13 protein-coding genes are annotated in these 15,559 nt (G+C 40.0%); 11 read left to right on the forward strand and 2 right to left on the reverse strand.

Going from position 1 to position 15,559, the window contains the following annotated elements; genetic code table 11:
* The first annotated feature begins 163 nt into the window (after window positions 1–163).
* From ACPUYX_RS10805 to ACPUYX_RS10855, 11 genes are all read left to right on the forward strand, one after another.
* Window positions 164–2,047: an aryl-sulfate sulfotransferase gene (locus ACPUYX_RS10805; protein WP_426379674.1), complete on the forward strand. Its 1,884-nt coding sequence runs from the start codon at window positions 164–166 to the stop codon at window positions 2,045–2,047.
* Between the two features lie 122 nt (window positions 2,048–2,169).
* On the forward strand, window positions 2,170–2,502 hold the full coding sequence (locus ACPUYX_RS10810; protein WP_426379675.1) for a thioredoxin family protein: 333 nt from the start codon (window positions 2,170–2,172) through the stop codon (window positions 2,500–2,502).
* Between the two features lie 14 nt (window positions 2,503–2,516).
* Window positions 2,517–3,731, forward strand: a complete 1,215-nt coding sequence (gene trxB / locus ACPUYX_RS10815) for a thioredoxin-disulfide reductase (protein WP_426379676.1) — start codon at window positions 2,517–2,519, stop codon at window positions 3,729–3,731.
* Between the two features lie 96 nt (window positions 3,732–3,827).
* Window positions 3,828–4,241 carry an OsmC family protein gene (locus ACPUYX_RS10820; protein WP_426379677.1) on the forward strand — a complete coding sequence of 138 codons (414 nt, stop codon included), beginning with the start codon at window positions 3,828–3,830 and terminating at the stop codon, window positions 4,239–4,241.
* 219 nt (window positions 4,242–4,460) lie between these two features.
* Window positions 4,461–4,922 (forward strand): thioredoxin-dependent thiol peroxidase, encoded by a 462-nt coding sequence (gene bcp / locus ACPUYX_RS10825; RefSeq protein WP_426379884.1) that lies wholly within the window; start codon window positions 4,461–4,463, stop codon window positions 4,920–4,922.
* Window positions 4,923–4,966: 44 nt separating this feature from the next.
* Window positions 4,967–5,407, forward strand: coding sequence for a large conductance mechanosensitive channel protein MscL (gene mscL / locus ACPUYX_RS10830; RefSeq protein ID WP_088225516.1), 441 nt, complete (start codon window positions 4,967–4,969; stop codon window positions 5,405–5,407).
* 275 nt (window positions 5,408–5,682) lie between these two features.
* The gene (locus tag ACPUYX_RS10835) at window positions 5,683–8,115 is read left to right on the forward strand and encodes an HD domain-containing phosphohydrolase (protein WP_426379678.1); all 2,433 of its coding nucleotides are present in this window, start codon (window positions 5,683–5,685) and stop codon (window positions 8,113–8,115) included.
* Between the two features lie 533 nt (window positions 8,116–8,648).
* Entirely contained in the window at window positions 8,649–8,912 is a 264-nt protein-coding gene (locus ACPUYX_RS10840) for a hypothetical protein (protein WP_426379679.1), read from the forward strand.
* Between the two features lie 54 nt (window positions 8,913–8,966).
* Window positions 8,967–9,263 carry a putative quinol monooxygenase gene (locus ACPUYX_RS10845; protein ID WP_426379680.1) on the forward strand — a complete coding sequence of 99 codons (297 nt, stop codon included), beginning with the start codon at window positions 8,967–8,969 and terminating at the stop codon, window positions 9,261–9,263.
* Window positions 9,264–9,432: 169 nt separating this feature from the next.
* Window positions 9,433–11,874 carry a DNA ligase D gene (ligD, locus tag ACPUYX_RS10850; protein WP_426379885.1) on the forward strand — a complete coding sequence of 814 codons (2,442 nt, stop codon included), beginning with the start codon at window positions 9,433–9,435 and terminating at the stop codon, window positions 11,872–11,874.
* Window positions 11,875–12,026: 152 nt separating this feature from the next.
* A complete protein-coding gene (locus ACPUYX_RS10855; protein ID WP_426379681.1) occupies window positions 12,027–12,161 on the forward strand; it encodes a hypothetical protein in 135 nt (44 codons plus the stop codon).
* Window positions 12,162–12,259: 98 nt separating this feature from the next.
* Here ACPUYX_RS10855 and ACPUYX_RS10860 read toward each other — a convergent pair whose 3' ends face one another.
* Together ACPUYX_RS10860 and ACPUYX_RS10865 are read right to left on the reverse strand one after the other, a co-directional pair.
* Window positions 12,260–14,131 carry a sigma-54-dependent Fis family transcriptional regulator gene (locus ACPUYX_RS10860; protein ID WP_426379682.1) on the reverse strand — a complete coding sequence of 624 codons (1,872 nt, stop codon included), beginning with the start codon at window positions 14,129–14,131 and terminating at the stop codon, window positions 12,260–12,262.
* Between the two features lie 334 nt (window positions 14,132–14,465).
* Window positions 14,466–15,488 carry a molybdopterin-binding protein gene (locus ACPUYX_RS10865; protein ID WP_426379683.1) on the reverse strand — a complete coding sequence of 341 codons (1,023 nt, stop codon included), beginning with the start codon at window positions 15,486–15,488 and terminating at the stop codon, window positions 14,466–14,468.
* Window positions 15,489–15,559 lie beyond the last annotated feature (71 nt).

The following is a 15,559-nucleotide window of genomic DNA, read 5'->3' on the forward strand; positions in this document are numbered from 1 at the left end:
AGTATCAAGATATTTAATACGAACCTCTTCGATGATACGTCCACAACTAGGCGTTGTGATTTTAAACAATGAAGTTGTGTTTTATGTAATTTTTTATGAAATGTATAATGTGATTAATAGAACAAGGACAGTTGCCTTAGACATCTGATAAGGAGTGAACATCTTGAGCAATTACTTAAATACCGAAAAGCATTTGATTACCCTACAAGCTGAGTCAGAAGAAAAGTATTTAGCTGAGTTTAAATCTGGAACTTATACACTGGAAAACCCACTTATTGTCGAAAATCCCTATCTAATTAATCCGCTTGCTGCTGTGATTTGCTTTAATACTGATGAAGAAACGACTGCCCAAATCACCGTAAAAGGCAAAGCAGCAGAAGGTGATCTTACACATACCTTTGCAACTGCCAAGGAGCATGTATTACCGATTTATGGACTATACGACAACTATGAAAACACGGTGAGTATCGTCATGGGCAATGGGAAAACGTCAGAAGTTAAAATTAAAATTAAAGAGCTCGACGTTAATAGAGCTTTGTATTGTCATACTACATCTGAGTATTTCGGGAAAGATCTCATGATCATCTCAACAACGACCCCGTTAATTAATTCAGCCAAAACGGTCGGTTTTGATTATGCCGGTGATTTAAGATGGGTTATAACAAACAAGCAAAGCTGGGATATTAAAAAACTTGCTAATGGGAGACTTCTCTATACTTCTTATCGGACGATGCAAAAACCTTATTATACAGTTGGCCTTATGGAAATGGATTTTTGCGGCAAAATCTACAAAGAATATCGCTTGCCGGGCGGGTTCCATCATGATGCGATCGAGTTAGAAAACGGGAACCTTTTGGCGGCTTCTGATAATGAATTTGAAGAATCTGTTGAAGATTTTGTTGTTGAAGTCGATAGAAAAACTGGGGAAGTCGTTAAATCTTGGGATCTTCTTAAGATATTGCCCAGAGAAAAAGGGAATGCGGGAGATTGGAACCACCATGATTGGTTCCATAATAACGCAGTATGGTATGACAAAGCGACGAATTCCATTACAATGTCGGGCAGACATAAGGATGCGATTATAAACTTTGATTATGATACGTCAAAATTGAACTGGATACTTGGTAATCCCGAAGGTTGGGGAGAGGAATGGCAAAAGTATTTCTTCAAGAACGTGACTAAAGGTGATTTCGATTGGCAATATGAGCAACATGCCGCCAGAATTCTACCTAATGGGGATGTCTTCGTCTTTGATAATGGAACCTATCGTTCAAAGAACGAAGCTACAAGAATTGCACCTGAAGACAACTTCTCACGTGGAGTAATTTATCGAATTAATACGGACAAAATGGAAATTGAACAAATTTGGCAGTATGGTAAAGAACGAGGAGCAGAATTCTACTCCCCTTATATTTGCAACGTCGATTACTATAGTGAAGGACACTATATGATTCACTCCGGAGGTATTGCCACTTATCGTGGAAAACATACAGACGGCTTGGGCGCAATGTTATTAAATAAATATAAAGACGAGCATATTCATTTAACCTTGGAGTCCATTACCGTTGAAGTTCAAAATGATGAGGTTAAATATGAATTGAAAGTTTTAGGCGGTAATTATTATCGAGCCAGAAGACTCTCCTTATATGATGAAACGACGAAGTTAACCCTTGGTAAAGGCGAGTTCCTGGGTGGCTTTGGCGTAACTCCCGAATTTGGATTTAAAGTTAAATTTAAAGATGCAGGAGTAGAACTACCGGCTAAACACAATCTATCCTTAATCCTCGAAGAAGATCGCTTGGCCCTGCGCGCAACATTCAAGGAAGGATCGGAAGTCTTTATTGAATTACAGGGTGAGAACGAATCCAGGTTCTACTCAGTTCCGACCGTGGTTCATGATGTTACCGCAGCCTGTGTTTCGTTTGAGGAGCAAAACGATAATGATTTTCAGTTCTATGTTAGCAGAGAAGGATTATCCGGTGATTATCACATCTTTTTAGATATTGATAATAAACGCTATGATACTCATTTCTCGGCAAACTTATAAGATAATCCAACATCGCACTATGCTCCCTTCGAAGCAGATGACAGATAATCAATAATCCTTGATCTGTACTCGCAAGGGAGCATTTCAATTGTAGTTTTTCACTATAAAGGAGTGTACAAAATATGTCATTAGTACAATTAAATTCGAGTCGTTTCGAAGAAGTGATTTACAATGACGGAGAACCTTGTTTGGTTATTTTCTCCCGAAAAAGCTGTCATGTCTGTCAAAGCGTCGTGCCTGTCTTGGAAGATTTGCAGCCGCAATTTGATGGCAAGTATGGTTTTTATTATGTTGATGTTGAGGAAGATAAGAGCTTATATCAAAAATTTTCCCTCAAAGGCGTTCCGCAAATCCTTTTCTTTAAAGATGGAGAATATCAAGGTAAATTAACCGGGAAGGTTGAGGAAGAGGACGTTGAGGAAAGAATTACAGATGTGTTAAATTCAGAATCATAAGGTGGAATGAACAAATGACCAATGCGTATGATTTAGTAATTATCGGCGGAGGGCCTGCCGGATTATCTGCCGGTATCTATGGCGGAAGAGCTAAGCTTAAAACCCTGATTATTAATAAGGGAACTGTTGGGGGATTAGTGAATACAACCCGGGAAATTGTCAATTATCCTGGCTACGGACAGATCAGCGGCTCTGATCTTATGCTGGACTTTAAAAAACATGCAGAGAGCTTTGGCGTAGAATTTTTAAGGGATCAGGTTCTAAGCATTGATTTTTCCCAAGAAGATAAAGTAATTAAAACCAAAAAGGGAAAGGAATTTACAGCTAAGGCTGTGATCTTAGCTTGCGGCAGTGAGCCAAGACTCCTGAACATTCCGGGTGAAAAACGACTTCAAGGCAATGGAGTAGCTTATTGTGCCACCTGCGATGCTGAATTCTTTGAAGGTGAGGATGTTGTTGTCATCGGCAGCGGCGACCAAGCCATCGAGGAAGGGATGTATATTACTAAGTTCGCCCAAAAAGTCACAGTGATTGTGCTTCATGATCAGGGTGTTTTAGATTGCAATAAACTTAGTGCAGAGCGCGCCTTCCAAAATAAAAAGATGGAGTTCATTTGGAACGCCACTGTCGAAGAAGTTTTGGGGGAAGAAAATGTTGAGGGTGTAAAAATTAAGAACCTCAAAACAGGAGAGTCCACTGAATTGACCTGTCAGGGAGTATTTTTCTTCGTCGGTATGATACCTTCTACGCAATTTCTTAAAGACAGTGGCGTAGAGATGAATCAACGGGGATATATACCTGTCAATGACTTGATGGAAACGAATCTTGAAGGAGTTTATGCAGTAGGAGATAATAGGGTTAAATATTTAAGGCAAGTCGTCTCGGCAGCCGGTGATGGGGCTACGGCGGCCGTGGCAGCTGAGCGGTATATTGAAGAATTGAATGCCTTTAAGTCGAATGTTCTCCAAAGTGATAAAAAAGTTCTCTTACTTTTCTTCAATGCGTTAAACAATACAAGCTTAGAATACGGCACTTTATTAGAAGAAGTAAACAAAGAACTAGCAGAATCCTATAACGTTATGAAAATCGATATAGCCACTAAGAAGACTCTCGCGCAGAAATTTAGTATTGAAATCGTTCCTTCGGTTGTGGTGCTTGATAAAGGACGGGAAATCAAACGAGTTGTTTGTGTAATGGATAAAGAAAGTTTGAAGAGGCAATTAAGCTAATTGATTACGTGGTCTTAATGATGGTTGTATATCATGCAAAAGGATTGTGTGTTGTATTTGATTGTATGAAAAAGAATAAATAAAAGAGGAATTCTAATGAAGCAGCAGGTAGCAGGGACTTGGCAAAACGGAAAGAGTGTTGTTCTATCTCTTAATCCGGATATTGAGCTTGTAGTGGATGGAAACGGCCCGAAAGCGACAGATCTTGTTTTAGCAGGGTTAGTAAGCTGCAGTATCGGAGTTTTATTGGAGATTTTAGCTAAAATGAGGGTATCACTCAAGACGTTAAAAGTTGTTACAGAGGCAGAGCGAGACGTTGAACCGCCAAAGCTCTTCGCCAAAATTAAAATAATTTACCAGCTAGAAGTTGATGAGGAACAAGAAAATAAGGTAATTAAAGCCATAAAACTTGGGAAGAGTTACTGCACAGTATTTAATATTTTGCAAAAAAGTGCAGATATTGAAGTTGAGTGTTATGTGAATGGAAATCTACGAAATACCCAATGTTAGCAATTTGATTTTGAAGCTCTGTCAGAGGACAGGGCTCATTTTTTATATAATTTATGGCTATTACGATTTTTAATCCTAAGATTCGCAGGAATTACATAATTATTGGAGAATTTTGGGTATACACATATTCAGGAACTGGTTGGTTATTTGAGTTTTATCATTAAATGTTTTACATTCTATATAAGGGATTACTTCTTGATTCAGAAAGGATTGATGAAGATGCTCAAAATAGGAGATATTGCGCCTGATTTTCTTGCTGAAGGAAGTCACGGCCAGCTGGTAAAACTATCAGAACTTCGCGGTAAAAAGATAGTTCTTTATTTTTATCCCAAAGATATGACTTCCGGTTGTACTTCCGAGGCCTGTGATTTTCGTGACCATTTCACAGATTTAAGCAATAATGACTCTGTGGTAATTGGAGTGAGTAAAGACCCCATGGGAAGCCATCACAAATTTATCGAAAAATATCAGCTTCCTTTTATCTTGATAAGTGATCCGAATTTAGAGATCATTCAGGCTTATGATGTTTGGAAAGAAAAGACTATGTATGGTAAAAAGAGTATGGGAATCGAACGTACGACGTTCCTTATTGATCAAAAAGGAGTCATCCGTAAAATCTATCCTAAAGTTAAAGTTAAGGGTCATGTCGAGCAGGTTTTAGAGGATCTAAGGAAGCTGTAATTATACGTTGAGTAAGATTGGACGATAGGGAGGATATACGGAAAATGTGGAAGGAATTTAAAGAGTTTTCGCTTAAAGGGAATGTCATTGATTTGGCTATTGGTGTCATTATCGGGGGCGCATTCGGTAAGATCGTTACTTCTCTGGTCAGTGATATCATCATGCCTCTTCTAGGTATTCTTCTGGGTAAAGTTGACTTTTCTAATTTGTTTATTGTACTCGGAAGCGGACATTATAAGACACTCGTTGAGGCCAAGAATGCTGGAGTGGCAACCATAAATTACGGTACGTTTATTAATAATGTTATTAATTTCTTAATTATCGCCTTTTCCATTTTCATAGTTATTAAGCAAGTTAATCGCTTTACTAAGAAGAAAGAGGTTGAAGATGAACCATCAAAAACTAAAACTTGTCCTTATTGTATTACCGAAATCAACCTCAAGGCTACAAGATGTCCACATTGCACTGCAATTCTGAATGACTAAAAGATAACCCAAAATCCATAGAGCATCTCTTAAGACCGCTGAACCTGACAGGTTCAGCGGTTTGCTATGCGAAACGAAACTTTTTTCGTAGATGTGATGAACTTTAAAAAAGATTTTTCAGTGAAACGTTTAGAAAGCTATATTATTTTTAAAAGGGGAAAAATTCTCAGCAAATAATTAAAGGAGAATAATCGAATTACGTCGAATATTGTATATCAAGAAAAAACGGACATTTCTAAATTTGGTTCATAGGTTATTGAGAAGAGGTTAGGGTTATGGGGATCAGACTTAAAACGTTTATTGTAATTTCTGCAGGTGCACTAGCTGTTGCTCTAGTTATGCTAGGTGCAATTCGAATATTTTTAATTGATAACTTATTAAATCAAGAAGATCAAATCCTAAAACAAAATTATAAAAGTATATCTATTATGTTAAACTCAAGAAAAGATTCATTAAGAAGCACTCTCCTGGATTGGGCAAAATGGGATGACACGTTTAATTTTGTCAAGGATAGTAATCAAGCATATATTAAGGACAATTTACAGAATTCAACATTTACTGACTTGTCCCTTAACATGATGCTATTTTTAAATAATAAGGGAAAGATCATTTTCGCTAAAGGTTATGATCTGGAGAATGGTGTTAAAACTCCAATTGATACTGGTGTAATTAGTTACATCAATAAACATCAAAAACAATTATCGAATATTCGAGGAAATGATATACTTGCCGGAATGCTTATGGTCTCAAACAGACCTATGATTATTCTTATTACCTCGATTACTCAATCCGATGAGAAACCTCCTGCCGACGGTTATCTTGTTATGGGGCAATATCTGGATAAAAGTTATTTGAATTATCTGGACGAAGTTACTCATGAAACCATAGAAATTGGAAGCGTTAATCAAATCCAAGCAGGACCTCTTGATGATGACTTAGTTATTGAAAAAAGTAAAACCCTGGCAATGGCTACAGCCTTTGTCAAAGATCTTAACGGAAATCCCGATATTGCAATAACTATGAAGAGGCAAAGGAATATTTATGATCAGGGAATCAAAACTCTGCATCTATTTAGGTGGGTGTTTTTAGCGGGATTGTTTACGATAATCGTAATCTGTATCCTCGCAATCGATCGAACAATACTGAAACGTTTACGCAAGCTTTATCGTTTTGTCCATGAGGTAAGTATACGAAAAGACGTCTGGTCAAGAATTGAGCTTAGTGGAAAGGATGAAATTTCGAGGTTAGCGACGGCTATCAATCAGATGCTTGAAGAAATTAAAACAGCATACAAAGATATCCAAGAAGGCGAAGAACGATTCAGGTTAACAATGGAAGCAACCAATGATGGGTTCTGGGACCTGAGAATTGAAGATATGAATCTATATATTAACTCTGAGTGGTTAAGGTTAGTTGGCGATGAGACGCTTAATAAGGAAGACCTTTACAAAAAATACTTCCGTCCAGCCCAAGAGGATGGATCAACTATAAATAATGCCTTGGACGATTGTATTCGTGGAGACAAGGAGTATTTACATGAAGAATACAGTGTATACAAAATAACTGGGGAACAGATTTGGATCTTAAATCGTGGTAAAGTCGTTGATTATGATTCTTCAGGACAACCTAAACGTGTGGTGGGGACTTTTTCAGATATTACAACGCAAAAACGGATTGAGCAAGAATTATATAGTTTGAGTTATACCGATAAGTTAACTGGTCTGAAAAATAGAGCGTATATGGAAAAAGTACTGGAAAGTCTAGATCAATCCGCTGAATCAAACTATCAAATTTTGATGGGTGATTTAAATGGATTGAAATATACCAATGATACCTATGGGCATAATCAGGGTGATAAGTTATTATGCCAAATCTCTGAGATTTTCAAGAAAAGCTGCTCGGTGAGCGATATCATCGCTCGTTGGGGTGGAGATGAATTTATTATTCTCATTAAAGATAAGGATCAACTATATTGTCAAGAAGTTATTAAAAAAATTAAAAGCGAATGTAAAAATATTTCACCGAATCTTCCTATAAAATTAAGCATTGCAATCGGAAGCGCTGAAAAGACAGGTAATTACAAAAGTAAAGATATTATAAAAATAGCTGAGGAAAGAATGTACCAAAATAAGCTTTTAGAAAGTACAAGCCTTAGAAGTTCAACACTCTTGTCTCTCGAAAGAACCCTTTTTGAAAAAGATCAAGAAACAGAAGAACACGCAGCTAGACTGAGAACTATGTGCGTAAAAATTGGTGAGGCGATGAAATTTTCGCAATACGAACTTGATGAATTAGCATTGTTTGCAATGCTCCATGATATTGGCAAAATTGCGATTCCTGATCATATATTAATGAAACCGGACAAGCTATCTGAAGAAGAATGGGGTATCATGAAAAAACATTCAGAAATAGGCTTTCGTATTGCCGAGTCAACGCCGGAACTATCGCATATTGCAAAAAATATTCTTTCGCATCATGAGCGATATGATGGGAAGGGATATCCTAATGGCTTAAAAGGCGAAGGGATACCGAAGATGGCAAGAATATTAAGCATAGTTGATTCTTTTGATGTTATGACGAATACGAGACCATACAAAGCTGCCATTAGTGTAGAAGAGGCAATCGAAGAATTAAAAGCATGCGCGGGAAAACAATTTGATCCAGCTATTGTTGAAGTATTTCTCAAGTTGTTAAAGAACAGCAAGTAAAAAACGATATCACAGCATCATAAATTGCAACATCATTCATCCACCTCTCAGAGGACTTTGCTGATTACTAAGTTATAACCGATTCCCATAGATTGGTGATCGGTTATTTTTTTATCAAATATTAACGAATTATTAATCCTTAAGAAGGTAGCACGTCAAAATCAGTTTAAACCAGAACCAAAGGTCAATAATGGTCAAATTTATGAGTTGAGCGATATACCCAAAGAGGGTATACTAAGATCAGAAAAGGTCAGAAAACAAAGCATCGTTCAAGTGTTTAGTACAAATTATAACTATAAATGGAAGCTAACTTATTATCCGCCAATTGGCGGTTAACATAGAGTTATTCACTCTTTTCCTCCTCTATCTTCCCCTCATTGTGAGGGGATTTTTTTTGCCTGGAAGTTTCAAAAATGAAACCTTAAGAATCACTTGCCGAGAATGATGGGGAAGGAAAAAGAGAATATTAATGGAATTATAATGTAAAACATTTCTGGTACAAACCAGTTTTGATTTAAGAGGATGGTGAAATAATGCCGGATTTCATTGAAGGATTAAAAAGAGGTGCTAAAGCCATAAAAGAATCGTTCGGACCAAGTCGGTATGAAGTTGCAACTATAAAAGTGATATGTCCTCATTGCAAAAATGACGTTTTCGAGGAAGGTTCAGCACAATTAAATACTGCTGGTGCCACGTTTCTAAATCTTGATTGGCTCAACAAGTCAGCGACTATTCTTATTTGTACTCGCTGCGGATTAATCCAATGGTTTATGGAGTCTCCAGAGAAGATTTATTAATCTTCATTATTTATAACAGTAAAGGGAAAACAATATTTGAAGGAGAGATGGTATATGTTAATTAAAATTGTAACCTTTTACGTAAAAGAGTCAGACGTCAAGGCATTTATTGAGGCAACGAGGATAAACCGAAAGAATTCCATTCAAGAAGAAGGCATAGAGAGTTTTGATTTTTTCCAGTGCAAGGATGATTCATCAAAATTTGTGCTGTACGAAGTTTATAATTCTCAGCAGGCTATGGATGAACATCTTAAAACTGCTCATTTCAAAGCCTGGAATGAGATCGTCACTCCTTATTTAGCTAAGCCAACAGACAGAGCTGTCTACATTCCGGCAGCAGAAAGTATTTAAATAGATTATGCTGTTATAAGGGCATAAGATGGACGGAAAGTCCAGCAGTTACCCCTAGACAAACAATACGAACTATTATCATATCAAGCGAAATAACAAAATGAGTTTCAGGATACTTATAATTCAATTGGAAACAATAACGAAAAGCAGAAAGAACTGGCTTAATTATATGACCGCAAATCTCAACAAGTATAACCAAAAAAGGAATTTTACAAGAACCCATGAACCTGAAGGGAGAACAGAATTGGCCCAAGAGGGCCTGAGGTTTGTTGTTCAGCACCATATAGCCCGCAGGGATCACTATGATTTCCGCCTGGAATGGGACGGAGCTCTCTTAAGCTGGGCAGTGCCCAAGGGTCCCTCCTTCGATACCCGTGACAAGAGGCTCGCCATACGGGTGGAGGATCATCCATTGGAATACAGAAACTTTGAGGGGACGATTCCCAAAGGGGAATATGGCGGGGGAGTCGTCATGATCTGGGATGAAGGTCACTGGGAGCCCTATGGGGATGTTGCTGACGGACTTCGTGCAGGGATGCTGAAGTTTGTTCTGCAAGGCTGCAGGCTTAAAGGAAAGTGGGCTCTGGTGCGTTTAAAAGGGAAAACAGGCGAAAAACAGGAAAACTGGCTGTTACTTAAAGAAAGAGATGAGTATGCCAAAACTTCCAACGGAATATCCCAATATTCTTCCAGCATCAAATCAGGACGCACCATGACGGAAATTGAAGAAGGAGAAGACGCTAAGAGCACGAGCAATCCCTTCAGCAAAACCGGCGTGCAGCTTGCTCAATTAGTCAACACAGCCCCAATGGGTGAAGATTGGCTTTTTGAATTGAAATACGACGGCTACAGGATACTGGCATATATTGAAGGGAACAGCGTTCGGCTTATCACCAGGAACGGCAACGATTTTACGGAACGTTTCAGGGAAGTTACCTCTTCCCTCGTGGAATGGGCCGGCGGCAGGGCAATGATTCTGGACGGCGAAATGGCCGTTACGAATGCGGCGGGTAAGACGGATTTCCAGGCTCTCCAGAACTATCTAAAAAATCCTCAGGACAAAAACCTGACCTATATCATCTTCGATCTTCTGGCGCTGGATGGTTTGGACCTGAGGGGGCAGCGTCTGATTGACAGAAAGGAAAGGCTGGAAGCATTGCTGAAGAATCCACCTAAAAACCTCTACTACAGCCGACATGTGAGGGAAAATGGCAAGGAAAGTTTCCGCGCGGCCTGTGAGTCAGGTATGGAGGGGATAGTAGGCAAGAAAGCCGATTCTATCTATAGTGGAGCAAGAAACAGCGACTGGATCAAACTTAAATGTGAGCAAAGGCAGGAATTTGTGATTGGTGGATATACACTTTCCGATAGAAAAACAAGCGGGGTTAGTTCCTTGCTCCTGGGCATCTATGACGATGGGGAATTAGTCTATGCCGGACGTGCCGGAACCGGCCTGAGTGAAGCAGACAGAAAAGATCTGGAAGAAAAATTTACGGGCCTCAAGCGAAAGGAGCCTTCATTCCAGACCGCGCCCAAGCCTAGACCTCGAGAAAAAATCACTTGGCTTGAACCCGAGCTGGTCGCGGAAGTTAAATATGCCGAATGGACCTCAGAGCACCTCTTAAGACAGGCCAGTTTCAAAGGTCTGCGGACAGATAAGAATCCAAGGGATATTAATAAGGAAAAGGCGGATGAAGAAATATGCCCCCCCTCATCCGGTAATAAAATGGAGAGAGCCATGGGAACAAACGCCGACTGCATCATTATTGAAGGAATCAAGATTAGCAACCCGGACAAGGTGATCTTTGCAGATTCGGAAATCACCAAAGGTGACGTAATCCGATATTACTCTCAAGTTGCTGAACATATGCTGCCCTATGTGAGCCGCAGGATTCTTAGCATTGTACGCTGTCCGAAGGGCATCTCCCAGACCTGCTTCTATAAGAAACATCCTGGTCCGGGCAGCAAAGGAATTGTCACAATCCCTGTAACCACCAGTGACGGAGAAACAGAAGATTACTTCTATATAGAGGATACATCAGGGCTGATTGCCGAAGCCCAAATGGGTACGCTGGAATTTCATACCTGGGGAAGCAGTGTCGACAACTTAGAAAAGCCTGATGTGATGGTCTTTGATTTGGATCCGGATGAGGGGATGGATCTAAGCAGGGTGCGCCAAGGTGTGCGGGATATGAAAACCATTCTTGCCGAACTCTCCCTGAATTCTTATTTGAAGACCAGCGGTGGTAAAGGATACCATGTGGTTGTTCCTTTAAAACCTTCCGTTGCCTGGGACACGTTTCACGATTTTGCCAAACGCGTTGCTCAAGTGATGGAGCAGAAATGGCCTGATCGCTATACAAGTAATGTGAGAAAGGCCAAGCGTGCTAATAAGATTTTTATCGACTGGATTCGCAATGGCCGAGGAGCTACCAGCATTGCCCCTTATTCGCTGAGAGCGAGGACCGGAGCTGGTGTGTCCATGCCTATCGCTTGGGATGAACTAGACACGGTAGCACCTAATGGTGTTAATATGACGGAGGCGCTCCGGAGGATCGAGGGCAATGACCCTTGGCAAGATTTTTTTCAAAATAATCAGCGGCTTAGGTGAACTTGTAAGTTTTGTTGGCCAGGAAAGATATTGGATTATATTGTTGAAAATTTTAAAACTTACCATACTATTCTTAAAGTTAATGAGAAACTATATAATTATATTTTGCTATATAACTTTAACAATATTCGCAATAGGGAGGTTATCATTTTATGAACAACCGTTATACGAACACAACAAAATACAAGGGTTCAAATCAATTGAATCTTGTCCGTAGTTATAATGTACCAAGTGTTGGATACAAGTTGTTTCGTCTCAGCAGCAAAAGCACAGATAATATTCACTAATTAAATAAGTCGAATTCTATAAAAACATCCTGGAGAACTGCTATCTCCAGGATGTTTTTATTATCAACTATTATTCCTTATTCCAACAAAAGGAGTTTTTATATCTGGATATCCATTTCTTTCATTCTTCGGTAGAGTGTATTCCTTCCAATACCGAGAAGTTTGGCAGCCGGAGCTATTTTGCCTTTGGTTTGAGTAAGTGCATAGAGGATTGCATGTTTAGTTTGTTGCTCAAGTAAAGGTTCAGGCTCAGTTTTTGTGCCTGATTGTTTAAATTCTTCGGGCAAGTCTGCAACAGTTAAAATGGGACCTTCGGCAAGAGCAACCATACTCTCAATACAATTTTCGAGTTCTCGGACATTGCCAGGCCATTTTTGGGCCAACAAGTAAGGATATACTTCTTCTTGGATTCCGATGACTTGAATGCCAAAGGATGTACTGGCTTTGTGAATGAAATGGGGGACTAAATCTCTGATATCTTCCAACCGTTCGCGAAGCGGAGGCAATTCTAAAGTCACAACTTTCAAGCGATAGTACAAATCTAGTCGGAAGCGATCGGATGCGACAAGAGCGGAGAGATCCTTGTGTGATGCCGCAATGACTCGAACGTCAATTTTTTTCGTTTTTGTATCTCCAATGCGGCAGACTTCTCTTTCCTGAAGGGCGCGAAGTAGGGCAACCTGAACATTTAAGGGCATATCCCCTATTTCATCCAAGAAAATGGTTCCCTTGTCCGCTAATTCAAATTTTCCTGGCTTTCCACCACGACGTGCTCCTGTGAAGGCTCCTTCTACATACCCAAATAACTCGCTTTCAACAAGTGAAGAAGACAGCGAAGCACAATTCAGAGCAATAAAGGGCCCGTCTCGTCGTGGGCTAAGTTGATGGATTGTCTGGGCGATAATTTCCTTTCCAGTTCCACTTTCTCCGTGAATTAGTACAGAAGAGTGAGTGGCAGCAACTTTGGAAGCCCTTGCCAAAGTTTGCTGAGTATGCTGACCATGTCCAACCCATAATGTGTTATTGGACACAGCAGAGGGTTCTGTTGTAACTTGAAGAGTCCCTACAGCACCTAATGAATAACCCTTATCATTAATAACCTGTTTTAAGTGAGAAGATATCTCATTTCCGTAGCTATTCTTTATTTTCAGATTTAGGGAACGTCCACTTAACATCCAACCTTTCGGTGAACTGAAAATATCGGCGGCAAGCTGCCCGATAATCTCCTCCTCTTTGCGCCCGAGAAGTGCAGCCCCTAAAGAGTTGATGTTCGTAATGATCCCGTTTCGATCAATAGCCAGAAATCCTTGATTTAAAAGGGATGAAGCTAACTTTGCACCTTCTTGATAAAATTCCAGCTGATCTTGTAACTCAAGAAGCTGCAAATTCTTTTCTATCATGCTTGCCCCCATCCGAGCAATTCTAAGGATTTTTTCACGATCTTCAGCGGCGTCTCCACTGATATCAATAACGCCGAGAGGTGCTCCTGCTGTGTTTTGAATAGGAGCGGCCCAGCATGCTAAAAAATGATTCTCACGAACAAAATGTTCCCAACCGAAGACAGAGATGGGGGCATTATCTCGGAGAGCAGTTCCGATGGCGTTGGTTCCTCTTATTTCTTCCCGCCAACTGGCACCGGGACTTAGATAAACTTTTTGGGCTTTACTCATGAAAGAATCATCGCCGGTTGCTTCGATAATATATCCCTCGTTATCGCAAAGCAATACCGTATACTTATTGCTTCCTAACAAACTGAATATATAAGGCAAAACTGTTCCACCGGCCCGGATTAATGATTCTTGGGCTTCACGACGCTCATTGAGACGGGGCTTTGAGAGAATGTCCTGATTTGTAATTAGTCTATGATCAACTTGAAATTCAATACTTCTCTGCCAGGAACGATAGATGGAAGGAGTTACTTCCGATTCGACGCTCTCTCCATTGATGAAACGATTCCAACGGTTGCTCATACTCTTTCCCCTTTCTCTAGCATTAAAGTTGACTAGCATGTTTTCAGAATAACATAAATATTCTCGACGAACAACTGCAGATCGCTAAGTTAAATGCTCCATTTTGGAACACTAAAATGAACACAAAGATCAGAAATGGAACATTTTTATTTTTCAAACTATTACATTTTGAACTTATATCTTTAGGTTTATTAAAGTTTTTAAATAAAATTAAGTTATATTGTAATAATAATATGCGAAAACTATATCACATAGCCTTTATGAAACATCAAAAGCCCAACTTAGATTCTCTGAAGGTTGGGCTCTGAAGTTCTTGGCAGTTTAAGTGAACAACTTATTTGCCGAAGGAACAATGAGGGTAAGAACAGACTGGACAGTCCAGACAAAGTCCGCCATGCCCAGTTTTGACGATATCACGGCGTGACAGTCGCTCTCCAGTCAGCAGCCTCGGAGCAAATAGGTCAAACGCAGTTGTTTTAGAATACATAACGCATCCGGGTAATCCAAGGATTGGAACATCATTGATATAGGCCAATAAAAACATAGCGCCGGGTAAAACAGGAGCACCATAGGTGATAAGCTCCGCGCCCATTTCTTTAATGGCTGTGGGTGTTACATCATCCGGGTCTACCGACATACCGCCACTGACAAGGATCATGTCCGCACCCTGGTCTAAATGATCTTGGATAGAGCGTTGAATCAGAGAGATATCATCGCTGGCAAATGTTTGCTTCAGTACCACAGAACCCCAGGCCTCAATCTTAGCCCGCAGGACAGGGCCAAACTTATCTTGAATTCTTCCGTGAAAGACTTCATTGCCAGTAGTGACAATACCGACTTTGAATGATTTCAAAGGACGAACTTCAAGGAGCGGGGTTGAAAACGTTTTGGCAATTCGCTCAGCTTCAAGGATCACCTTTTCATCAATCATCAGCGGAACAACACGAGTTCCCGCAACCTTAGTGCCTTTTTTGACAGGACGATGATTGTGAAGCGTAGAGAGAATAATGTACTCCAAGGAGTTTAAGTCTAAAACGCCGTCCTCAGAGACATAAAGAAGTCCGTCGTGGGCGGCGGTGAATGTAATTTTTCCTTCTTTGGGTTCGTCAAGGGTAAGCCCCGGTCCGCAAGCTGCTTTGGCAAGGCGCTCTGCCGCTTCATTTTCGTGCATCAGGCCGGGGGTTTGATCCCAAACATAAATGTGTTCCTTTCCCATGCTTAGCAGAATAGGAATATCTTCTTCACGGACGACATGTCCCTTGCGAAAGCGAGGACCTTTTGTAACACCAGGAATAATTTGAGTCATGTCATGGATTAAGACAGCGCCAACAGAATCTTGAACCTTGATTTTTTCCATTGTGACAACCTCCAATTTGTGTAAGGGAAAGGAGGGTTTAAAGCTATGCAGCATGGAGTTAAACTTAAAAC

Origin of the sequence: Desulfosporosinus sp. SYSU MS00001 (genome assembly GCF_049943955.1) — a bacterium.
Classification (GTDB): Bacteria; Bacillota; Desulfitobacteriia; order Desulfitobacteriales; family Desulfitobacteriaceae; genus Desulfosporosinus.